At 68.0% G+C, this 21,646-nt stretch carries 22 protein-coding genes; 13 read left to right on the top strand and 9 right to left on the bottom strand.

The genetic code is table 11. From position 1 onward, the window contains the following. The first annotated feature begins 71 nt into the window (after nucleotides 1-71). Together GGR46_RS03215 and ruvX are read left to right on the top strand one after the other, a co-directional pair. Nucleotides 72-1,181 carry a DUF3089 domain-containing protein gene (locus tag GGR46_RS03215; RefSeq protein WP_183994504.1) on the top strand — a complete coding sequence of 370 codons (1,110 nt, stop codon included), beginning with the start codon at nucleotides 72-74 and terminating at the stop codon, nucleotides 1,179-1,181. Nucleotides 1,182-1,288: 107 nt separating this feature from the next. Next, nucleotides 1,289-1,750, top strand: a complete 462-nt coding sequence (ruvX, locus tag GGR46_RS03210; RefSeq protein ID WP_183994502.1) for a Holliday junction resolvase RuvX — start codon at nucleotides 1,289-1,291, stop codon at nucleotides 1,748-1,750. On the opposite strand, the gene GGR46_RS03205 is transcribed toward ruvX, so the two are convergent. Next, on the bottom strand, nucleotides 1,747-2,568 hold the full coding sequence (locus GGR46_RS03205; protein ID WP_183994500.1) for a hypothetical protein: 822 nt from the start codon (nucleotides 2,566-2,568) through the stop codon (nucleotides 1,747-1,749). The genes ruvX and GGR46_RS03205 overlap by 4 nt on opposite strands. 105 nt (nucleotides 2,569-2,673) lie before the next feature. Here GGR46_RS03205 and GGR46_RS03200 point away from each other — a divergent pair, with 105 nt between their 5' ends. Together GGR46_RS03200 and GGR46_RS03195 are read left to right on the top strand one after the other, a co-directional pair. Further along, nucleotides 2,674-3,663: an aspartate carbamoyltransferase catalytic subunit gene (locus GGR46_RS03200; RefSeq protein WP_183994498.1), complete on the top strand. Its 990-nt coding sequence runs from the start codon at nucleotides 2,674-2,676 to the stop codon at nucleotides 3,661-3,663. 118 nt (nucleotides 3,664-3,781) lie between these two features. Next, nucleotides 3,782-4,972 (top strand): amidohydrolase family protein, encoded by a 1,191-nt coding sequence (locus GGR46_RS03195; RefSeq protein WP_183994496.1) that lies wholly within the window; start codon nucleotides 3,782-3,784, stop codon nucleotides 4,970-4,972. A 130-nt stretch (nucleotides 4,973-5,102) separates the two neighbouring features. Here the strand turns inward: GGR46_RS03195 and GGR46_RS03190 are convergent, their stop codons facing one another. Next, the gene (locus tag GGR46_RS03190; protein ID WP_183994494.1) at nucleotides 5,103-5,723 is read right to left on the bottom strand and encodes a DJ-1/PfpI family protein; all 621 of its coding nucleotides are present in this window, start codon (nucleotides 5,721-5,723) and stop codon (nucleotides 5,103-5,105) included. 88 nt (nucleotides 5,724-5,811) lie between these two features. On the opposite strand from GGR46_RS03190, the gene GGR46_RS03185 reads away from it, so the two are divergent. Beyond that, the gene (locus GGR46_RS03185) at nucleotides 5,812-6,210 is read left to right on the top strand and encodes a hypothetical protein (RefSeq protein WP_183994492.1); all 399 of its coding nucleotides are present in this window, start codon (nucleotides 5,812-5,814) and stop codon (nucleotides 6,208-6,210) included. 71 nt (nucleotides 6,211-6,281) lie between these two features. On the opposite strand, the gene GGR46_RS03180 is transcribed toward GGR46_RS03185, so the two are convergent. The 5 genes from GGR46_RS03180 to GGR46_RS03160 form a co-directional block, all read right to left on the bottom strand. Next, nucleotides 6,282-6,674, bottom strand: coding sequence for a DUF1801 domain-containing protein (locus GGR46_RS03180; RefSeq protein ID WP_183994490.1), 393 nt, complete (start codon nucleotides 6,672-6,674; stop codon nucleotides 6,282-6,284). After that, nucleotides 6,671-6,856 carry a hypothetical protein gene (locus GGR46_RS03175; RefSeq protein WP_183994488.1) on the bottom strand — a complete coding sequence of 62 codons (186 nt, stop codon included), beginning with the start codon at nucleotides 6,854-6,856 and terminating at the stop codon, nucleotides 6,671-6,673. The genes GGR46_RS03180 and GGR46_RS03175 overlap by 4 nt, the downstream gene beginning before the upstream one ends. 144 nt (nucleotides 6,857-7,000) lie before the next feature. Beyond that, nucleotides 7,001-8,404, bottom strand: coding sequence for an SPOR domain-containing protein (locus tag GGR46_RS03170; protein ID WP_183994486.1), 1,404 nt, complete (start codon nucleotides 8,402-8,404; stop codon nucleotides 7,001-7,003). 11 nt (nucleotides 8,405-8,415) lie between these two features. After that, nucleotides 8,416-9,003, bottom strand: coding sequence for a hypothetical protein (locus GGR46_RS03165; protein WP_183994484.1), 588 nt, complete (start codon nucleotides 9,001-9,003; stop codon nucleotides 8,416-8,418). Beyond that, a complete protein-coding gene (locus GGR46_RS03160) occupies nucleotides 9,003-9,716 on the bottom strand; it encodes a ParA family protein (protein WP_183994482.1) in 714 nt (237 codons plus the stop codon). Before GGR46_RS03160 ends, GGR46_RS03165 begins: the two co-directional genes overlap by 1 nt. Before the next feature lie 176 nt (nucleotides 9,717-9,892). Between GGR46_RS03160 and GGR46_RS03155 the strand changes: the two genes are divergently transcribed. Then, complete coding sequence (locus GGR46_RS03155) at nucleotides 9,893-10,831, top strand: SPOR domain-containing protein (protein ID WP_183994480.1); 939 nt, start codon at nucleotides 9,893-9,895, stop codon at nucleotides 10,829-10,831. A gap of 217 nt (nucleotides 10,832-11,048) precedes the next feature. Further along, complete coding sequence (locus tag GGR46_RS03150; protein WP_183994478.1) at nucleotides 11,049-11,840, top strand: MipA/OmpV family protein; 792 nt, start codon at nucleotides 11,049-11,051, stop codon at nucleotides 11,838-11,840. Between the two features lie 53 nt (nucleotides 11,841-11,893). On the opposite strand, the gene serB is transcribed toward GGR46_RS03150, so the two are convergent. Then, on the bottom strand, nucleotides 11,894-12,772 hold the full coding sequence (gene serB, locus GGR46_RS03145) for a phosphoserine phosphatase SerB (RefSeq protein WP_183994476.1): 879 nt from the start codon (nucleotides 12,770-12,772) through the stop codon (nucleotides 11,894-11,896). Here serB and miaA point away from each other — a divergent pair. The 6 genes from miaA to GGR46_RS03115 all read left to right on the top strand — a co-directional run bounded on the left by miaA (nucleotide 12,765) and on the right by GGR46_RS03115 (nucleotide 18,610). Continuing rightward, nucleotides 12,765-13,694, top strand: coding sequence for a tRNA (adenosine(37)-N6)-dimethylallyltransferase MiaA (gene miaA / locus GGR46_RS03140; protein ID WP_183994474.1), 930 nt, complete (start codon nucleotides 12,765-12,767; stop codon nucleotides 13,692-13,694). The two genes, serB and miaA, sit on opposite strands and share 8 nt — an antisense overlap. An 80-nt stretch (nucleotides 13,695-13,774) precedes the next feature. Continuing rightward, nucleotides 13,775-15,526 carry a biosynthetic-type acetolactate synthase large subunit gene (ilvB, locus tag GGR46_RS03135; protein ID WP_183994472.1) on the top strand — a complete coding sequence of 584 codons (1,752 nt, stop codon included), beginning with the start codon at nucleotides 13,775-13,777 and terminating at the stop codon, nucleotides 15,524-15,526. Nucleotides 15,527-15,530: 4 nt separating this feature from the next. Further along, nucleotides 15,531-16,046, top strand: coding sequence for an acetolactate synthase small subunit (gene ilvN / locus GGR46_RS03130; protein ID WP_183994470.1), 516 nt, complete (start codon nucleotides 15,531-15,533; stop codon nucleotides 16,044-16,046). 165 nt (nucleotides 16,047-16,211) lie between these two features. Next, on the top strand, nucleotides 16,212-17,231 hold the full coding sequence (gene ilvC, locus GGR46_RS03125) for a ketol-acid reductoisomerase (protein ID WP_183994468.1): 1,020 nt from the start codon (nucleotides 16,212-16,214) through the stop codon (nucleotides 17,229-17,231). 92 nt (nucleotides 17,232-17,323) lie between these two features. Beyond that, entirely contained in the window at nucleotides 17,324-17,938 is a 615-nt protein-coding gene (locus GGR46_RS03120) for a YceI family protein (protein WP_183994466.1), read from the top strand. Nucleotides 17,939-18,007: 69 nt separating this feature from the next. Beyond that, nucleotides 18,008-18,610: a TMEM175 family protein gene (locus tag GGR46_RS03115; protein WP_183994465.1), complete on the top strand. Its 603-nt coding sequence runs from the start codon at nucleotides 18,008-18,010 to the stop codon at nucleotides 18,608-18,610. 286 nt (nucleotides 18,611-18,896) lie between these two features. Here GGR46_RS03115 and GGR46_RS03110 read toward each other — a convergent pair whose 3' ends face one another. Beyond that, nucleotides 18,897-21,578 carry a TonB-dependent receptor gene (locus GGR46_RS03110; protein WP_183994463.1) on the bottom strand — a complete coding sequence of 894 codons (2,682 nt, stop codon included), beginning with the start codon at nucleotides 21,576-21,578 and terminating at the stop codon, nucleotides 18,897-18,899. Nucleotides 21,579-21,646: the final 68 nt, after the last annotated feature.

Genomic DNA, 21,646 nt, shown 5'->3' with positions numbered 1-21,646 from the left:
AAATCGTGCCCGATGGGAATGCGATTGCAACAAAGCGGCCCTATGCTGCATTGCACAATGGAGAGTGGGGCTTGGCCCGTAAATTCCTCTACGTCATCGTAGGACTTATCGTGCTCGCAACAGCCGCCACCTTCGCCTTCCGCTTCTGGGGCGCGGAACTGCTCCGCCAGGCGCTCGTCCCCATGACCGACGTGGCGCAGCTTTCGGCGCCCGGGGACTATTCGAAGCCGGACCTCTGGCTCGCCCGCCCGGACAAGCCCGGCAACCCGGCGCTCTGGACGCCGCATGGCTTCGCGCCGGCCGAAAACCCGCCCGCGGCGGTGTTCTTTATCCACCCGACCTCGTTCCTCGACCGCACGCAGTGGAACGCGCCGCTGAACGACGTGGCGGCCAATGCCCGGGCGGAGCTGTTCCTGCGCGGCCAGGCCAGCGCGTTCAATTCCTCCGGCTTGGTCTGGGCGCCGCGCTATCGCCAGGCGACCTTCGGCGCCTTCCTGACCAGCAAGACCCAGGCCCAGCAGGCACTCGACTTCGCCTATCGCGACGTGGCCGCGGCGTTCGACCGGTTCCTCGAGGAAGCCGGCAACCGCCCGATCATCCTCGCCGGCCATTCGCAGGGCGCGCTCCACCTCACCCGCCTGCTCGTCGATCGCGTCGCCGGCAAGCCGCTCGCCAAACGGATCGTCGCGGCATACGTCGTCGGCTGGCCGGTCTCGATCACCGCCGACCTGCCGAAAATGGGCCTGCCCGCCTGCACCGGTCCCGACGACAGCGGCTGCATCCTCTCCTGGCAGAGCTTCGCCGAGCCCGCCGATCCGTCGCTGATCATCGACACGTTCGACCAGACCAACGGCTTCACCGGCCAGCCGCGCAAGGGCACGCCGATGGTCTGCACCAACCCGATCACCGGCAAGCCGAACGACAGCGCTCCGGTCGAAGCCAATCTCGGCGGCCTGATGCCCAGCCGGGACCTGACCAGCGCGGTGCTCCAGAAGAACCTCGTCCCCGCGCGCTGCGACGGCCGCGGCTTCCTGATGATCGGCACCACCCCGCCCGACCTCGGCCCCTATGTGCTGCCGGGGAACAACTATCACGTGTTCGACTACAGCCTGTTCTGGGCGAACGTCCGCGCCGACGCCGAACGCCGGCTCAAGGCGCGCCGGAAATTCTGGCCGTTCTGACAAGAGCCGTCATCCCGGCGAAAGCCGGGATCTCAGGCGGCTCTTTCCCCGCCATCGCACGAGATCCCGGCTTTCGCCGGGATGACGATTGGGGCTAGAGGATAGGCGTGATCACCACCGCCTCCGCAGACTTCCGCGCCGCGCTCCCCGCCGGCGGCCGCCTGATCGGCCTCGATGTCGGCACCAAGACGATCGGCACCGCGCTCTGCGACGCCGGCTGGAGCTTCGCCAGCCCCGCCGAGCTGGTCCGCCGCACCAAGTTCTCCAAGGACAAGGCCGCGCTCCAGGCGCTGATGACCGCGCAGCAGGTGAAGGGCATCGTCATCGGCCTGCCGCTCAACCTCGACGGCACCGACAGCCCGCGCACCCAGTCCACCCGCGCCTTCGCCCGCAACATGGACGATATCGGCCTGCCGATCCTGCTGTGGGACGAGCGCTGGTCCACCGTCGCGGTCGAGCGCACGCTGATCGAGCAGGACTTCAGCCGCGCCCGCCGCGCCGAGATGATCGACAACATGGCCGCCGCGCACATCCTCCAGGCCGCAATCGACGCCCTGGTGAACGTCTAGCCCCGGTCGAACCGCGCGATCAGCGCATCGAGCGACCGCGCACCCCGCTCGCCCCGCGCCCGCATCTTGTAGGCAACGTCGCCCGCGTCCGCCGGCTGCAGCCGCGCGCAGAAGCGCCGCACATCGGCACCCAGCATCGCCACGTCCGCGCCGATCCGGTCCAGCTCGTCCCGTGCAACCTTGCGCGCTCGCCGGCCCAGCGCCCGCTCCAACCGCCCGCGATGATCCCCCGCCACCTCGACGAAACCGTCGGCCAGCGCCTCCATCTCGGCGACATAGGACAGCGAGACCAGCTGCGCCGGCGCATAGCCCAGCGCATCGTCGCCATGCACGGCGTTCGCGCCTACCCGCACCGTCGCCTGGCCGAGATAGAGCCGTGCCAGCCCCGTCAGCGTCCGCTCGGTAAGCTCGACCAGCGCCGCGGTGTCGGCAAGCAACGCCGCGTGTCGCGCATCCACCGCCGGCGCATAGGCCGACATCACCCGCCCGAACCGCGCCCCGCCCGCCTGCTGCGCCTCGATGGCCCGCCGCGCCCGGGTCAGCCGTTCGAGCGGCGCGCCCTCATTCTCCCGGAAGAACTGCCGCGACAGCGCCACGACATTCTCCCCGCAATCGCGGTGCGCCTGCAGCGCGGCGAATGCCAGCATGCGCCGCATCGGCCGCCAGCGCGCCCGCTCCACCCGCGCCAGCCACCAGGGCAGCAGCACGAGTACCAGCACCAGTCCCACCATGAAGAAGAACGCCCCCGCCTGGAACGCCGCCCACCAAATGGGGTCGCGCGTCATCCAGCCGAGAAACGCAGTCCAAAAGCCCTGCACGAACGCTCCCCCCGAAACGCTAAGCGGCGCATTAGCTATCTGCGTTTTGCGGCAGGCCCGAGACTCCTTGCGCCCGCGCTTCGGCAGGTCTAGGCGACGGCTTTAATGCAAGCCTCCGATCATCGCCCCGCGGCCCAGATACAGGGTCGCGCCGTCTTCCCGCACCGGCACCTCACCGGCATTGCGGGTCTCCAGCCCCATGAGATCATGTTCCTGCTCGACGAAGCGGAACAATGGATCGAAGCAAACCGGACGCGCGCGCGCAACGACCGCCGGCTGGAGGGCATCACCCAGATCAACGCCTTTTTCGAGAACAGCACCCGCACGCTCCTCTCCTTCGAGATCGCGGGCAAGCGGCTGGGCGCGGACGTGGTCAACATGCACGCCGCGCAAAGCTCGGTGAAGAAGGGCGAGACGCTGATCGACACGGCGGTGACGCTCAACGCGATGCGCGCCGACGTGATCGTCATCCGCCACATGGCCTCGGGCGCAGTGCAGCTGATCGCCGACAAGGTCGATTGCCCGGTGCTCAACGCCGGCGATGGCTGGCACGAGCATCCCACCCAGGCGCTGCTCGACGCGCTCACCATCCGCCGCCGTCGCGGCTCGGTTGCCGGTCAGCGCGTGGTGATCTGCGGCGACCTGCTCCACAGCCGCGTCGCCCGCTCGAACATGCTGGCGCTGACCGCGCTCGGCGCCGAGGTCCGCGTCGTCGCCCCCTCCACGCTGATGCCGCCGGCGATCGAGGGGCTCTACGTCACCCCCTTCACCGATTTCGACGCCGCGCTCGAGGGCGCCGACGTCGTGATGATGCTCCGCGTCCAGAACGAGCGCATGGCCGGCGGCTTCATCCCCTCGACCCGCGAGTTCCACGCCCGCTACGGCCTCACGCCGGAGCGCCTCGCCCGCGCCCGGGAAGACGCCCTGGTCATGCACCCTGGCCCGATGAACCGCGGCGTCGAGATCGACAGCGCCATCGCCGACCATCCAGAGCGCAGCGCGATCACCGAACAGGTCGAGATGGGCGTTGCGGTCCGCATGGCCTGTCTCGACGTGCTCACCCGAGCCGAACGCGGCGTGGAGGGCTGGGCATGATGCATTTCCGCCTTCACTCCTATTCCGTCATCCCGGCGAAAGCCGGGATCTCGTGCCGTAGCGTGGGACAGGAGCCGCATGAGATCCCGGCTTTCGCCGGGATGACGGGAGTAGACGCGTGACCCGCCTATTTGAAAACGTCCGCGTCGTCGGCGGCGCCACCAGCTTCGCCTTCTCCGGCGAAACCATCACCGCCGACACCGCGAATGCCGAGCGCATAGACGGCAAGGGCCTACACCTCGCCCCCGGCATCGTCGATCTCGGCGTCTTCGCGGTCGACCGTGCCGCCTGCCGCGCCGGCGGCATCACCCGCGTCGGGCTGATGCCCGATCAGTCGCCGATCCTCGACGATCCCGGCATCATCCGCCGCGCCGCGCTGATGGGCAAGCCGGACCTCTGGGTCCATCCCCTTGCAGCTGCCACGCGCGGGCTCGAAGGCACAGACCTGGCCGAGATGGCGATCAACGCCTCGGCTGGCGCAAAGGCCGTCGCCACCGGCCGCCGCTGGATCGCCGACGCCGGGGTGATGCGCAAGGTCCTCGCCTACGCCAGGGATTGCGGCCTCACCGTGATCGCCCATGCCGAGGACGGCAACCTGGCGCGCGACGCCGTCGCGACCGAAGGCCTCACCGCTACGCTGCTGGGTCTGGCGGCGGCCCCCGCCATCGCCGAGGCGCTGGCGATCGCCCGCGACACGATGCTCGCCGAGGATACCGGCGCCCGCATCCATTTCCGCCAAGTCACCACCGCCGCGGGTCTCGACCTGATCCGCCAGGCCAAGCGCCGGGGCGTCCAGGTCACCTGCGGCGTCACGCCGGCACACTGGCTGCTGTCGGACATCGATATCAGCGACTATCGCACCTATGCCCGGCTCTCGCCGCCGCTGCGCAGCGACAGCGATCGCCAGGCGGTTCGCGCCGCGCTGGCGGACGGCACGATCGACGTGATCGCCTCGGGCCATGATCCGCGCGGGCCCGAGGGCAAGCGCCTCCCCTTCATCGATGCCGACGAAGGCATGTCGGGCGCCGAGACGCTGCTCGCCCTGTCGCTCGGCCTGGTCCGCGACGAAGTCCTGACCATGGAGCGCCTGTTCGAGCTGCTCGCCGCCAACCCGGCGCGCATCCTCGGCCTCGACGCCGGCACGCTGGAAGCCGGCAAGCCCGCCGACTTCATCCTCTTCGCCCCCGACACGCCCTGGGCGATCGACGCAACGAAGATGAAGGCCCGCGCCGGCAACACTCCGTTCGACACGCTGCCGGTCCAGGGCAAGGTCCACCGCGTGTTCAAGGGCGGCCGGGAGATCGAGTAGGCTTGCCCCGCCATCCGGCGCGCAAGACCGTCATCCCGACCACAATCCGTCATCCCGGCGAAAGCCGGGATCTCAGGCGAAGGCGCTGGGAAGGAGCCGCACGAGATCCCGGCTTTCGCCGGGATGACGATCAGGCGGCAACACTCTGTGTCCGAGCCACAAACGCCCCGATCACCCCCATCGCGCGCTCGACGTACAGTTCCTTCTCCCCCACCGGTGCGACATAATGGATCGCCGCCTCGGCATCGGCCAGCGATGCGCCGCGCGCGATCAGCCAGCTCGCCAGATATTGCGAGGCCAGGCACCCGCCCGCCGTCGCGACATTGCCGTGCGCCACGAACGGCGCGTCGATCACGTCGACACCTGCCTCGATCACCCAGGGCTTGGTGGTCAGGTCAGTGCAGGCCGGCAGGCTGCCGATGAGCCCCAACTTCGCGAGCAGCAACGTCCCCGAACATTGCGCCCCGATCAGCTGGCGCGCCGGATCGAGCCGGATCCGCGCGAGCATCTCGGCATCAGCGGCGATCTCGCGGGTGCGGACACCGCTGCCGATCAGCACCGCATCGGCCTCGGCGGCGAACTCCAGCGGCTTCTGCCGGCTGATCGTCACGCCGTTCATCGAGGTGACCTGCTCGCTCGGGCAGGTGATGTGCGCCGCCCAACCCTTCGGCTTGAGCCGGTTGAGGATCCCCGCCGCGACGAAGCTGTCGAGCTCGTTGAACCCGTCGAACGTCAGCACCGCGATCTGCACCTGGAACCTCCTATGAACTCACGCTCGCGCTCTATCAGGCGGCGCGCGGTGCAACCATGCATTAATCTGCACGGGCCTAGGCAGGGCCATGGCTATTCCTATAAAATTTCCGGTGTCGGCGACGGCCCTGCTTCTCGCTACGGGATGCACCTCCGCCCCGGCAGAGGGACTGAACCCGAAGAACGACGTGCACTGCGCGGTCGCGCTCGGAGTCGCCGGCCAGGATGCCGAGCGCACCAATGCCCCCGCCGAGCAACGGCGCACGCTTTTCGTCGGCAATTCCTGGTACAGCCAGCTGGTGCCGCAGGGCGCGCTCGCGACGCCGGAAGCACGCGAGGCCGTCGCCCTGGCCAGGCAGGACCTCCCCGCTCTCGAACCGATCCTCGCGGCCTGCATCAAGCGCGCATCAGGCAAGGCCGGCTTTAGCGGATTCCGCCGCAGGATCGGCGCAGCCTATGACGAAGCCGACGCCGCGCGGCGGCAGTGAAGTCTGAAATCCAATTTAATCGTCATCCCCGCGAAGGCGGGGATGGCGAAGGAGTGCGGGCGGATCGCCCCCTACTTCCTCCCCCGCGCCGGCTTCGGCAGATTCGCCTCCACCGCCGCGTGGATCAGCGCCTTGAGTGCCTCCGCGTCGATCGTCTCGCCTTCATGGATGTCGATCGCCCGGCGGACATTCCCGTCCAGGCTCGAATTGAACAGCCCGGCCGGGTCGCTGAGCGCCGCGCCCTTGGCGAAGGTCAGCTTCACCGCCGCCTTGTAGGTCTCGCCGGTGCAAAGGATCCCGGCATGCTCCCACACCGGCACGCCGCGCCACTTCCACGTCTCCTCCACCTCGGGATCGGCCTCGTGGATGATCGCGCGTACCCTGGCGAGCGCCTCGCCGCGCCAGTCGTCCAGCGCCGCGATGCGGGCGTCGATCTGCTCGGCTGCGGTCTTGTCCTCGCTCATGCGTTCCTCGCGAAATAGGGCCGCGCGAACATGTAGAGCCCCGTCGGCAGCAGCACCAGCAACGGGAGCACCGCGAGCAGCCCGAGCCACTGGGCATTGGCCTGCAGGATCACCGCGACGATGTTCACGATCGCCATGATGCTGAAGATGAAGCCGCTCCAGCGGTGGACCTGACGTAGCATGACACGCTCTCCCTCAAATGCATAACCGTTTGGCTATGCATTTCCCATAACCAGCCAGTTATGCGTTCGTCAAGCGCGAAGAAAAAGGCCGGAGCGTCGCCGCCCCGGCCTTTCCTATTTCCCGATGGGAGTGGGAAAACTCGTTCAGCGCGAAGCCATGCGCACGCCCGGCTTCACCCAGGCGGCGGTCGCATCGCCCGCACCGGCGCGGACGAAGCAGGTCTGGCCGCTGGAGCGCACCTGGCGGCACAGCGCATCGGCGCCGCTGCGGTCATAGCCGCCGACCGAAAGGCGATAGAAACTGCCCGCCTTGGTCGAGACCTTGGCGCCGTACGGGGTCTGGCCCGCCAGCGCCGGCACGCGGTCGTCCATGCGGTTCCACGCGTCGCGCGCCACCGCCGGGCTCACATAGGCGCCGAGCTGGACGTAGAAATTGCCGCGCGAGGGCTTGGCCGAGACGGGCTTCTCGATCGGCGCGGGCGCGCGGGCGCTCAGCGAAACCTTGGTGACGGCGACCGGCGCGCGGACCGCGGCGGCCGGGACCAACTGCACCACTTCCGTGCGCGGGCCGAACACGACGCCGGCATTGGTGCCGGCCACCGGCGCGGCCTCGGCCAGGGCAACCGGCGCGGCTTCGGCCAGGGCAACCGGCGCGGCTTCGGCCGCAGGCGCGGTTACGCTCGCTTCGGCGGCAACCGCCTCGGCATTGGCGGGCACGCCCGGCATATAGGTGTCGACCGCATCCTGCGCCGGCACGGTCTGCACCGGCTGGGTCGCGGCGGCGGCGAGCATGACGTTCTGCTGGGCCAGCGCCAGCTGCACCGGCTGGCCGGCGTCCTGCACCGGCGTGACGTTGAGCAGCGCGGCGACCTGGTCATAGGCGTTGGTCGGGCGGGCGAAGCTCACCCACTGCATCATCCGCGCGTTGATCTGGTCGGGCGCCACGTCGACCGAGGCGACCTGCTTGGCTTCGGCCCAGCGGCCCGAAAGCGCGAGCGCGAGCGCCAGGTTCTGGCGGGTCTTGGCGGTGGCGTCCTCGGCGCGTGCGGCCGGGCCCAGTATCTCCACGGCCTTCACCGGATCGCCGGCCAGCGCGAAGGCCAGGCCGCGATCGGCGGCGGCGATCGTGTCCTGGTGGCTGTCGAGCATCGCCCGCGCACCCGCCCAGTCGCCGCCGGCGATCTTGGCCAGCACCTGGTTCAGCGCAACGCGCCCGTCGCCCGGATTGAGCGTCAGCGCATCGCCCAGCGCCTGGTTCGCCGAGGCGAAGCGGCCGGCGAGCAGATAGGCCTGGCCGAGCAGCGCGCGATAGTCGGCATTCTGCGGATCATTGGCCACCGCAGCCTCGGCATGGGCAACCGCGTCGCCCGCCTTGCGCTTGGCGATGGCCTTGCGGGCCGCACCGGCTTCCTGCGCCGCCTTCTTGGCGTTGGGCGCGTCGGTCGCGAAGGCCGAGAGCGCGAAGCCCTGGGTCGCGATGCCGGCTGCCAGCGTACCGCCGGCGCAGAGCGCCGACAGGCCGATCACGAGCTTGCTACGGGTCTTCATCATCCGTTCCTTCAACGGTTCCCGGCCGGGACCTGGCGCGCGAGCGCCTCGACCTCGGTCAGCGATTCGAGAAAGGCGTCGAGCGCCTCGGTCACGATCTGCTGCGCCGAACGATTGGTGACCGCCGATGCGAGGCGCAGGCGCAGATGCCGGTCATTGTCGAGGCGGAGCGTGAACGCCGCCTTGGATTTCTTGGCCACTTCCCGGGCGAGCCGCTCGGCGGCAATCGGCGGCAGCGCCTGGCGCTTCGCCACCGGGGCGGGCGCGGGAACCGGCTGCGGCTCGGCCGCCGGCTGCGCGACCACGGACTGCGGAGCGCCCTGCTGCGGCGCCGGCTCGGGCTTGCTGAACCGCTCGTCGAGCTGCTCGATCTGGCGGAGCACCTGCGGCTTGGGCACCGGGTGCTGGATCGGCTGGGGCTCGGGCACGAAATGCTGCGCATGCGCGTCGTCGCCCATGTCGTTCCAGCCGAGATCTTCCTGGGCGGTCGCCGGGTTGAGGCCAACGAAACCCTGGGGGCGCATCGCCGGACGCGCCTGGCCCTTGCGGGCGAGCAGGCTCGAGGAGAGCGACGCGGTGGGCTTGGGGGTGCCGAACATCAGCTCACCACCCTGCGGCCGAAGCCGCCATTGGCGCGCGGTGCGCCGAACTGGTTGACCGGGGTCGGCGGCGCGAACACGGTGCGGCGGAAGTTCTTCTCGAGCCGGTCGTTGATATAGGTCCACAGCGCTTCGACCTCGGCGGCCGAGCGACCCTTGGGATCGACTTCCATCACGGTGCGGCCGTCGATCATCGACGCGGCGAAATCGGTGCGGTGGTGCAGCGTGATCGGGGCAACGGTGCCGTGCTGCGACAGCGCGACGGCGGCCTCGCTGGTGATGCGCGCCTTGGGGGTGGCGGCGTTGACCACGAAGATCAGCGGCTTGCCCGCGCGGTCGCACAGGTCGACCGTGGCGCCCACGGCGCGCAGGTCGTGCGGGCTCGGGCGCGTCGGGATGACGATCAGCTCGGCAACCGCGATCACGCTCTGGATCGCCATGGTAATTGCCGGCGGGGTATCGATCACCGCCAGCTTGAAGCCCTGCTGGCGCAGGATCTCGAGGTCCGAGGCGAGCCGCGCGACCGTGGTCTGCGCGAAGGCCGGCAAATCCGTCTCGCGCTCGTTCCACCAGTCGGCGAGCGAGCCCTGCGGATCGATGTCGATCAGCACGACCGGGCCACAGCCGGCCCTTTCCGCCTGAACGGCCAGATGGCCCGACAAGGTCGTCTTGCCGGATCCGCCCTTCTGCGATGCCATCGCGAGAACGCGCATGAACCCCCTCGAAATACCAGTTACCCGAGCGTGGAGATGCCATGCGGTCGTCTAAGAATGCGTTAACGGCGTTCCGCCCCGGGATTCCCCTGAGGAGATCGGGCTAAGGATTTCTTTCCCAAAGGATGGTAAACGGGCATTTATCCAGTGTTGCCGGGGTGGGAGTCGAAGGTCGCATGAAGTTTCTTGGGTTGGTCGCTGCTGCGGGGATCGCGCTCGCCGCACCGCTTGCGCTCGCACAGGAAAACCCGGTCAAGGCCGGGGTCGAGGCTTGGGAGCGTGGCGACTACAAGGGCGCCGTCGATCGCTGGCGCGGCCCTGCGACGAAGGGCGATGCCGACGCGCAGTTCAATCTCGGCCAGGCCTACAAGCTCGGCCGCGGCGTGCCCGCCAATCTCGACCAGGCCGAGCTCTGGTACAGCAAGGCCGCCGGCCAGGGCCATGAGCAGGCCGAGGCGAGCTATGGCCTCGCCCTCTTCGCCAATGGCAAGCGCGACAAGGCGGCGCCCTGGCTCCAGCGCGCCGCCGGCCGCGGCGATCCCCGCGCCCAGTATGTGCTGGGCACGATGTATTTCAACGGCGACGTGGTCCAGAAGGACTGGGTCCGCGCCTATGCGCTGGTCACCCGCTCCTCGCAGTCGGGCCTCGCCGAAGCCTCGGGCGCGCTCGCCCAGATGGACAAGTACATGACCGTGCAGGACCGCCAGGCGGCCCTCACCCTCGCCCGCAAATATGAGCAGGAGGCGAACCGCGCGCCCCTGCCCGGCACGGCACCCCCGATCGAAGTCGCGAGCGCCCAGCCGCCCCGCGTCCCCCCGGTCCGCACGCCGCCGCGCGCCACGCCAACGCCCGCGCCCGTCCGCACCAGCCCGGCGCCTTCCCCGGCGAGCAGCGCGATCCGCGATGGCGGCTGGCGCCTCCAGCTCGGCGCGTTCGGCGATCCCGGCAATGCCCGCAAGCTGTGGGGCCAGGTCGGCGGGCGCTTCCCGGGCCGCTCGGTCAGCTATGTGAAGGCGGGCACCCTCACCAAGGTGCTGGTCGGCCCCTTCGCAAGCCGCGCCGAGGCGGCGGGCGCCTGCCGCGGCGTCAGTCCTTGCGTGCCGGTGAGCAACTGACGCCTTTCCTACTTTCCATTCCTTCTATCCGTCATCCCCGCGCAGGCGGGGATCCAGAGCCAAGCAGCACATCGCTCTGCCACCCTGGATCCCCGCCTTCGCGGAGATGACGAGAATATTTGGGAGGCGCCACCTCACCCTCGTTCCGGCGCAAACCTCCCCCATTTCGATCATATCGCAGTTGCAACAAATTCCGGATCGTGGCGTTAGGGACGCCATGATCCGCTTCCTCGCGCTCGCGCCGTTGCTCGCCCTCGCCCTCCCCGCCCATGCGCAGGAGGGGGAGAGCAAGCCGCCCAAGCGCTACCGCATCTCGCTCGGCCCGCAAGTCTCGCCCAATTATCCGGGTTCGGACCAGGTGCAGCTGAGTCCGCTGGTCGATGTCGCGATCGCGCGCGGAAACGAGCCCTTCGCCTTCGAGGCCGCCGATGACAGCTTCGGCTTCCCGGCGCTCAAGACCGGCGGGTTCGAATTCGGCCCCGCCGCGAACTTCCAGGGTTCGCGCAAGCGCAGGGAATCGCATGCAGCGATCGACGAGGTCGGCACCACGGTCGAGCTCGGCGGCTATGCGCAATATTGGCTGGCCAAGTCGCTCCGCCTCCACACCGAGCTGCGCAAGGGCGTCAACGGCCACAAGGGCCTGATCGGCAGCGCCGGGCTCGACTACGTGATGCGCGACGGCGACAAATGGCTGGTCTCGATCGGCCCGCGCGTGACGCTGTCGGACACCAAATATCGCCACGCCTATTTCGACGTCTCCCCCGCCGCGGCCGCCCGCACCGGCCTCCCCGTCTATCGCTCGGACGGCAGCGCGGTGAGCGCGCTGGGCGTCAGCAGCACCACCACCTGGCAGTTCAGCAAGCATTGGGGCCTGTACGGCTATGCCCGCTACGACCGCCTGACCGGCGACGGCGCCGACTCCCCGCTGACCCATGGCGCCTATGGCAGCCGCGACCAGCTCTCGGGCGGGCTCGGGCTCAGCCTCACCTTCGGCAAGGGCGTTCGGTAACTTCTAAAGCCCTCTCCCGCTTTTGCAGGAGAGGGTTGGGTGAGGGCCTTCTTCTAAGCCCCCACCCACTCCCCGCGCGCAATCCCCTGCGCATAGAGCAGCGCTGTCAAATCCCCATGGTCCACCCGCACGCCGGCCGCCGCCGCCACGATCGGCTTGGCATGATAGGCCACGCCGAGCCCCGCCTCGCGGATCATCGCCAGGTCGTTGGCGCCGTCGCCCACCGCCAGTGTGTCCGAAGCACCCAGCCCCAGCTCGCCGCGTACCGCCCGCAGCGTATCCAGCTTCGTCGCGCTGTCGACGATCGGCCGCTCGACCGTGCCGTCCAGCGCGCCATCCGCGATCACCAGCCGATTGGCGATCACCGTATCGAACCCGATCTCAGCCCCCACCGGCTCGGCGAAGCGGGTGAACCCGCCCGAGACCAGCACGCAGGTCGCGCCCCGCGCGCGCATCGTCTGCACCAGCGCCTTGGCGCCCGGCATCAGCTTCACCCGCTCGGCCAGGCACTGCTCGATCGCGCTTTCGGACAGCCCCTTCAGCAACGCCACCCGGGCATCCAGCGCCGCGCCGAAGTCCAGCTCGCCGCGCATCGCCCGCTCGGTGACCTCGGCGATCTGCGCCTTGATCCCGGCATAGTCGGCCAGCTCGTCGATGCATTCGACGGTGATCATCGTGGAATCCATGTCGGCGACGAGCAGCTTCTTCGCTCGCCCCTCTGCCAGCTGCACCGCGACATCGGTTGCCGCGAAGGCCCCCTCCAGCGCGCCGCGCGCCGTATCGGGATGCATCGCGAATTCCAGGTCAGCCGCGCGGCCCTCGTCGATCCAGCGCCAGCTTCCGGGAGCGCACTGCACCGAAGCCAGCCGGTCGGCCGCTTCCGAAAGCTGCCCTGCGGTCAAACCGTCTGCTATAAGCGTTGCAATGAACATCGGATCCCCTGACCTGCCTTTGGTGGCGCTCATCGCAGGGCCGACCGCGAGCGGCAAGTCCGCGCTCGCCCTCGCGCTCGCCGAAAAACACAATGGCACCGTGATCAACGCGGATTCGATGCAGGTCTATGCCGATCTCCGCGTGCTCACCGCTCGCCCGCCCGTCGAAGAAGAGAAGCGCGCGCCACACCGCCTGTTCGGCCATATCGACGGCGCAGAGGCGCATTCCGCCGCGCGCTGGGCGGCCGAGGCCCGTGCCGCGATCCATGAGGCGCATGAGGAGGGCCGCCTGCCGATCCTGGTCGGCGGCACCGGCATGTATCTGCGCACGCTGCTCGAGGGCATCGCGCCGGTGCCCGAGATCGATTCCCTGATCCGCGCCGAGGTCCGCGCCCTTCCCGTCGAGGAGGCCCGCGCCGAGCTCGCCCGGCTCGATCCCGAGACCGCCGCTCGGCTCGGCCCGATCGACAGCCTTCGCATCTCGCGCGCGCTCGAGGTCGTCCGCTCCACCGGCAAGTCGCTGCGCGACTGGCAGGAGGAACGCCATGGCGGGATCGGCGGCGAGGTCCGCGTCGCCGCGACGATCCTGCTTCCCGACAAGACCTGGCTCGCCGACCGGATCGACCGCCGCTTCCGCCACATGGTCAAGGTCGCCCAGGGCGAGGTCGAGGCGCTGCTCGCCCGCACCGACGTGCCCGATGACGCCCCCGTGCTCCGCGCGATCGGAGTGCGCGAGATCGGCCTCGCGCTCTCGGGGGAAAGCAATCTCGACGAAGCGCATTTCGCCGGCTCGCTCGCGACCCGCCAATATGCCAAGCGCCAGTACACCTGGTTCCGCCGCCAGCCGCCGCCCGAATGGGAGCGCACGGATGAGACACAAACGAACAGACTCGTTGAGCAATTCGAAACAAAATTACTATAATACGGCTTGACGCGTAGTTTTCGTGCGGGTAGCAGCGCCCTTCGGCGGTGTTTCCCGCACCGCAACAAACGGAGGCCGATGTGACGACCGAGAAGAGTGGAGCAGACATCCTGATCGAGACGCTGAGCGATCTCGGTGTGGAAGTCGTGTTCGGCTATCCCGGCGGTGCCGTGCTTCCGATCTATGATGCGATCTTCAAGCAGGACCGCATCAAACATATTCTTGTCCGCCACGAACAGGCGGCGACGCATGCGGCGGAAGGCTATGCCCGCGCCACCGGCAAGCCCGGCGTCGTCCTCGTCACCTCGGGTCCGGGCGCGACCAATGCGGTCACCGGGATTACCGATGCGCTGATGGATTCGATCCCGATGGTGGTCATCACCGGTCAGGTGCCTACGGCGCTGATCGGCACCGATGCGTTCCAGGAAGCGGACACGGTCGGCATCACCCGCCACTGCTCGAAGCACAATTACCTGGTGAAGGACCCCGCCCGGCTCGAGCCGACGATCCGCGAGGCCTTCTACATCGCCACCTCGGGCCGCCCGGGCCCGGTCGTGATCGACATCCCCAAGGACGTCCAGGTCGCCACCGCGCGCCGCGGCGAGAACGGGCCGATCTCGCACAAGACCTATCGCCCGCAGACCGAGCCCGACGCGACGTCGATCGAGAAGGCGGTCGACATGCTGGCCGCGGCCGAGCGCCCGATCTTCTACACCGGCGGCGGCATCATAAACTCCGGTCCCGAAGCGGCGCGTCTGCTGCGCAAGCTCGCCGATGTAACGGGCGCGCCTGTTACATCGACCCTGATGGGCCTCGGCGCCTTCCCCGCCAGCGACGACAAGTGGCTGGGAATGCTGGGGATGCACGGCACCTACGAGGCGAACCTGGCGATGAACCAGGCCGACCTGATCATCGCGCTCGGTGCCCGTTTCGACGACCGCGTCACCGGCCGGCTCGATGCCTTCGCGCCCAACAGTGCGAAGATCCACGTCGATATCGACCGTTCGAGCATCAACAAGAACGTCCGCGTCGACCTGCCCATCGTGGCGGACGTCGGCCGGGCGATCCAGGCGATGATCGATGCGTATGAACGTCGCCAACATCCCCGTCCGGACCTGTCCGAATGGTGGAGCCGCATCAACGGCTGGCGCCAGGTCGGCTGCCTCGAATTCCAGGAGAGCGATCCCAAGGTCATCATGCCCCAGCGCGCCATCCGCGCGCTGTGGGAGGCGACCAGGGACAAGGCCCCGATCATCACCACGGAGGTGGGCCAGCACCAGATGTGGGCGGCCCAGCACTTCCACTTCGAAGACCCCAACAAGTGGCTGACCTCGGGCGGTCTCGGCACGATGGGCTATGGCCTGCCGGCGGCGATCGGCGCGCAGATGGGCAATCCCGATGCGCTGGTCATCGACATCGCCGGCGAAGCCTCGATCCAGATGAACATCCAGGAGCTGGCCACGGCGACCCAGTACCGGTTGCCGGTCAAGATCTTCATCTTGAACAACGAGTACATGGGCATGGTCCGCCAGTGGCAGGAGCTGACCTACCAGTCGCGCTATTCGGAGAGCTACAGCGACGCCCTGCCCGACTTCGTCAAGCTGGGCGAGGCCTATGGCTGGAAGGGCATCCGCATCGAGACGCGCGACCAGCTCGACGCCGGCATCGCCGAGATGCTCGCCTATGACGGGCCGGTGATCGTCGATTGCCGCGTGGCCAAGCTCGCCAACTGCTTCCCGATGATCCCGTCGGGTGCCGCCCATACCGAAATGCTGCTCCAATCGGCCGAAGTCTCGGGCGAGATGGACGATGAAGCCAAGGCGCTGGTCTGATCCCATGCACATCAAGGAAGAATTCAAGGAGCGGCACACGCTCGCCGTCATCGTCGACAACGAGCCGGGCATCCTCGCCCGGATCGCCGGCCTGTTCACCGCGCGCGGCTACAACATCTCGTCGCTCACCGTGTCCGAGATCAGCGACGACGACCTGATCAGCCGGATCACCATCGTCACCGAGGCATCGGCCGCGGTGATGGAGCAGATCATCGCCCAGCTCGAGCGGCTGGTGCCGGTGCACAAGGTGACCGACCTCACCGCCTTCGGCCCGCATGTCGAGCGCGAGCTGGCGCTGGTGAAGGTCGCGGGCACCGGCGACCACCGGATCGAAGCGCTGCGCCTCGCCGAGGTCTACCGCGCCCGGGTAGTCGATGCGACCACCAGCAGCTTCGTCTTCGAAGTGACGGGCGGCACCGAGAAGCTGGACAAGTTCGTCGAGCTGATGCGCGACCTCGGCCTGGTCGAAGTCGCCCGCACCGGCATCGTGGCAATTGCGAGAGGGGCCGAGGCGGCCTGACATTTTCACCCCTCTCCCACCGGGAGAGGGAGGGGCCCATGCGAAGCATGGGAGGGTGAGGGCGAATGTCCTCGAGCCCCACCACCCTCACCAACTCCGACTAGCCAGCAAGCTGGCAAGTCTCCGTATCCTCTCCCACCGGGAGAGAAGAAAAGGGATAGAGAAATGCGTGTCTATTACGATCGCGACGCCGATCTGAACCTGATCTCGAACAAGAAGATCGCCATCCTCGGCTATGGTTCGCAGGGCCACGCCCATGCGCAGAACCTGCGCGACAGCGGCGTCAAGGAAGTCGCGATCGCGCTGCGCCCCGGCTCGGCCTCGGCCGCCAAGGCGGAAGCCGTCGGCTTCAAGGTGCTGCCGAACAAGGAAGCGGCCGCCTGGGCCGACATCCTGATGATCCTGGCGCCCGACGAGCACCAGGCCGCGATCTACGAGAACGACATCAAGGGCAACCTCCGCCCCGGCGCCGCGCTCGCCTTTGCCCATGGCCTGAACATCCATTTCGGCCTGATCGAGGCCCCGGCCGACATCGACGTGATCATGATCGCGCCGAAGGGCCCGGGCCACACCGTGCGCAGCGAATATGCGCGCGGCGGCGGCGTGCCCTGCCTGATCGCGATCCACCAGGACGCCTCGGGCAACGCGCACGACATCGCCCTCGCCTATGCCTCGGGCGTCGGCGGCGGCCGTTCGGGCATCATCGAGACCAATTTCCGCGAAGAATGCGAGACTGACCTGTTCGGTGAGCAGGCCGTGCTCTGCGGCGGCGCCACCGCGCTGGTCCAGGCCGGCTTCGAGACGCTGGTCGAGGCCGGCTACGCGCCGGAAATGGCCTATTTCGAGTGCCTGCACGAGCTCAAGCTGATCGTCGACCTGATGTACGAGGGCGGCATCGCCAACATGCGCTACTCGATCTCGAACACCGCCGAGTACGGCGACATCAAGACCGGCCCGCGCATCATCACCGAAGAGACCAAGAAGGAAATGAAGCGCGTCCTCGCCGACATCCAGTCGGGCCGCTTCGTGAAGGACTTCGTGCTCGACAACCGCGCCGGCCAGCCCGAGCTGAAGGCCAGCCGCATCGCCGCCAAGCGCCACCCGATCGAGCAGGTCGGCAGCGAACTGCGCGCGATGATGCCGTGGATCGGTGCCAACAAGCTGGTCGATCAGACTAAGAACTAAGCCTTTTCGGAAACCATGCGTTGCCGGCTTCGGGATTTCGTCCCGGGGCCGGCATCGCCACACATGGGCTCTTCCCCCACAGAGGAGTTTCCATGCGCGTCCTGTTCGCAGTTGCTTTGCTTGCCACCACCCCACTCGCTGCCGTCGCCGCCCAGCAGGCGGCCCAGCTTCCCGGCCAGCCCGATCCCGCCCGTATCGCGGCCGGCACCTATGCCGTCGACGGCGGCCACACCCAGGTCAGCTACACGGTCGATCACTTCGGCTTCAGCAAGTTCACCGGCCAGGCCGGCGGCGCCACCGGCACGCTCGCCATCGATCCGAAGAAGCCCGCCGATGCCAAGCTCGACGTGACCATCCCGGCCTCGGGCATCGTCACCACGGTCAAGGCGCTGGACGAGCATCTCGGCACCGCCGACTTCTTCGACAGCGCGAAATATCCGGACATCCGCTTCGTATCGACCAGCGTGGCCGTGAAGGGCACGACCGCGAAGATCACCGGCAATCTCACGCTGCACGGCGTCACCCGCCCGGTGGTGCTGGACACCAGGTTCGTCGGCGCGGGCGACAATCCGATGAGCAAGAAGCTCAACTTCGGCTTCTCGGCCACCGCCAAGATCAAGCGCAGCGACTTCGGCATGGACAAGTATGTCCCCTTCGTCTCGGACGAGGTGGCGCTCGAGATCAACGCCGCCTTCACCGCCCAGTAACTCGAACGGGGCTTCCCCTCGCATGCGATCCCGACAAGAATGCAGGAAGCGCATGCGAGGGGTATTGGAATGAGTGAGACCGAAGAAGGCCGTGGCGGCGTCAACCGGGTGGAAGCCTTTTCCGACGGCGTGATCGCGATCATCATCACGATCATGGTGCTGGAGATGAAGGCGCCGGAGGAGCACGGCCTCGAGCATCTCTGGGCGATGTGGCCGATCTTCATCGCCTATGTGCTCAGCTATGCCTATGTCGCGATCTACTGGGTGAACCACCACCGGCTGTTCGCGCATGCCGCGCGGATCAGCAACGCGCTGCTCTGGGCCAATATCGCCCTGCTCTTCACCCTGTCGCTGGTGCCCTTCGCCACTGCCTATCTCGGCGAGCAGCATTTCAGCCACGACGCTACGCTCGTCTATATGTGCGTGATGATGCTGCCGAGCTTCGCCTATGTGTGGCTCCAGTCGGTGATCCGCCGCACCGGGCGCCAGGATGCCGCCGCGCAGGACTATCACCAGCATTCGCTCCGCAAGGGCATGGTGGCCTCGGCCATCTATGCCAGCGGCATCGCCCTCACCTTCGTCTCGCCCTGGGCCGGCCTGGCCTGCGCCGCGCTGGTCGCGATACTCTGGTTCCTCCCCAAGGGCCCGATCGACGCGCTGTTCGGGGGATGATCCGCTATCCCTCTACCGCTTGCGGGAGAGGGAAGCCGAGCGCAGCGAGGCAGGGTGAGGGTCTGTAAGGGAGGCGAGCGCATTGCATGCGGCCCGCACGCACCCTCACCCTTCCGCCGACTGCGTCGGCTCCCTCCTTCATCAGGTAAACAGCGCCCCGCGCTGTTTAGGCCATGCTGGGAGCATGCCCGACCTGACGAACCCGCAAGCGGGAGAGGGAAATCCCCCAAAGAAAAAGGCGCCCCGGTTTCCCGGAGCGCCCCATCCCCGCCCGAAGGCGCCGGTATCAGAAGCCGAAGCGCAGGCGCGCGCCGTAGAAGCGCGGGTAGCCCGGATAGCCGTTATAGTTGCCGGTCTGCTCGGGCACCGCGAAGCCCGAGATGAAGTAGAAGGTGTTGGTGATGTTCTCGACGAAGAACTCGCCGCGGATCTTGCCGTCGTTCGTCTGCAGGCCGATCGCGCCGTTGAGCAGGCCATAGCCCTCGTTGCGGATCGCGGTGCGGCCGGTGATGGGGTCGGGGTTGCTCGACGGGATGTTGACTTCGCTGTTGTAGCGGAAGTCGAGGTGCACCAGGCCCTTCAGGTTGCTCGCGACCCGCGGCTCCCAGGTCACCGCGCCGGTCACCGTGTGCTTCGGCTGGTTCTGGAACTGCCGGCCCTCCTGGCCCTGCAGCGGCGTGCCGGCGAAGTTGTTCGAGTCGGCATATTGCGCGTCGATATAGCTGTAGCCGAGCTGGAAGGTCAGGTTGTTCGCCGGCCGGATCTGCGCTTCCGCCTCGACGCCCTTCGAAATGCTCTTGTCGACGTTCTGGACGACGAAGTTGTTGCCGGAGAACACCAGCGACTGCAGGCCGTAGAAGTTCATGTAGAACGCCGCGACGTTCAGCGAGAAGGCGCGGCTCGGGCTCGCCTTGAAGCCGATCTCGAACGCATCGTTGGTCTCCGCCCCGAAGCGCAGGTCGCGGCCCTGCGCGCCGTTGCCGCCGAGCAGCACCGAATCGAAGGTCGCCTGGTCGAGATTGTAGCCGCCCGACTTGTAGCCGTGATCGTAGCTGCCATAGACCATCAGGTGCGGCGAGAACTTGTACGCCAGCTTGACGGTGCCGGTGATCTCGTCGTCGGTGAAGCTGTCGGTATAGTTGCCGTTGAACTCGGTGTTCACGGCCGGGTTGCAGCTCAGCAGGAACAGGTTGTTGAACAGCCCCGGCACCTGCTTGAGGACATTGGCATAGGCCACCGCCGCAGCATTGCCCGCACGCACCTGGTTGAAGAAGGTGCAGCTGCCGGTGTTGCTGTTGATCGACGCGTTCATCGTCTTGCGCTCGTGGTTCCAGCGCGCGCCGAGGGTCAGCGACAGATTGTCGGTGACGTTGACGATGTTGTGGGTGAACAGCGCGATCGCGTCGGTCTTCACGCCGAACACGTCGTTGTTGTTGCCCTGGCCGGCGGTTGCGCCCGGCAGCGGGTTGGCCGCCAGCGCCGCGAGGCCCGGGATCGGCGTGGACGGGAAGCCCGGGATCACGCAGAGGCTGCCCGGCGCCGTGCCCGCCTGGGCGCGGAAGCAGCCGACCAGCGGGGCGAGCGTGGCGCCATAGACCGCCTGCAGTGCCGGCAGGCTGTTCGGCACCGCCGGGTTGAGCAGCGCGCCGCCCAGCGTCGGCACCGTCGGCCCGAGCGAGCCGTAGAACTGCAGCGGCGTGCCGAAGGCCGCGCCGAGCTGGCCCGCGAAGATCGTGTCGACATAGCGGTTGGCGTCGTTGCCGAAGCGCACCGTGTCGGTCAGGTCGTTCTTCTCGTTCAGGTAGAAGCCGCCGATCAGCCAGTCGAGCTTGCCGTTGAACGCCGAGCCCTGGAGGCGGAGTTCCTGGGTGAAGTCCTTCAGCTCGGTGCGATAGCCGTCACGATAGGCGCGATCGATGCCCGAGAAGTCGATGTCCTGGCTGCGCAGCGCGCGCCAGTCGCGATAGGCGGTGATCGAGGTCAGCTTGACGTCGCCCAGGTCCCAGTTGAGCTCGCCCGAGAAGCCCCAGTCCTTCACCTTCTCGCCATAGTTGCGGTTGGGCGAGGCGGCCTGGATGCGGTCGCTGGGCGGGCCGGTGTAGATGCCGGTGCGGCCCTGCGAGGCGGCGATGCTCTGGATCACCGGGGCCAGCGGGCCGCGCACCACCGACACGGTGGCGCAGCAGACTTCGTCGGTCTGGTAGTAATCGGCGATCAGGCGGAAGGTGATGTCGCCCTTGTCGAGCAGCGCCTGGCCACGCAGCGCCCAGCGGTCGACGTCGTTGAAGCGACGGCTGCTGTTGGCGTCCTTGATGTACCCGTCGCGCTTCCGGTAGCTGCCGTCGAGGCGCAGCGCGAGGGATTCGCTGACCGGCCCGGTGATCGCGCCCTTGACGCCGTAGGCGTTGTAGTTGCCGTAGGAGCCCTCGACATAGCCGTGCGTCTCGAACTGCGGCAGCGCGGTGTAGATGCTCAGTGCGCCGGCCGAGGTGTTGCGGCCGAACAGCGTGCCCTGCGGGCCGCGCAGCACTTCGACGCGCTCCAGCTCGGGCAGCTCGGAGATGGCGACGCCGGCGCGGGCGCGGAACACGCCGTCGATGAACACGCCGACCGCCGGCTCGAAGCCGGGATTGTCGCCGCCGGTGGTGATGCCGCGCAGATAGATGGTGGTGCCGGTCGCCGAGGACTGGCCGGTCGAGCTCTGGATCGACGGCGCGAGCTGCTCGAGGTCGCGGATATTGTCGACGCCGGCGTTCTGCAGCTCCTGCGCGCCGATGGCGGTGATCGCGATCGGCACGTCCTGCACGGTCTCGTTACGGCGGGTGGCCGTCACGATGATCTCGTTGGAGGACTGATATTCCTGGCCGGTGGTGTCGTCCGACGTCGGCGGCGTGGTCTGCTGGGCAAAGGCTGGCGTCGCGAGGAACAGCGTGAGCGCAGTCGCCGCGAGCAGGTCGAGCTTCTTCATCTGGTGCATCCCCTCCTCTGGGCGCCGATGCCGGCTGATACCGGTCACGGCGTTGCTTTTATCGCCAG

It is taken from the genome of Sphingomonas kyeonggiensis (genome assembly GCF_014196745.1).
GTDB classification, from domain to species: Bacteria; Pseudomonadota; Alphaproteobacteria; order Sphingomonadales; family Sphingomonadaceae; genus Sphingomonas; species Sphingomonas kyeonggiensis.
This window is presented reverse-complemented; position numbering and strand designations above follow the sequence as displayed.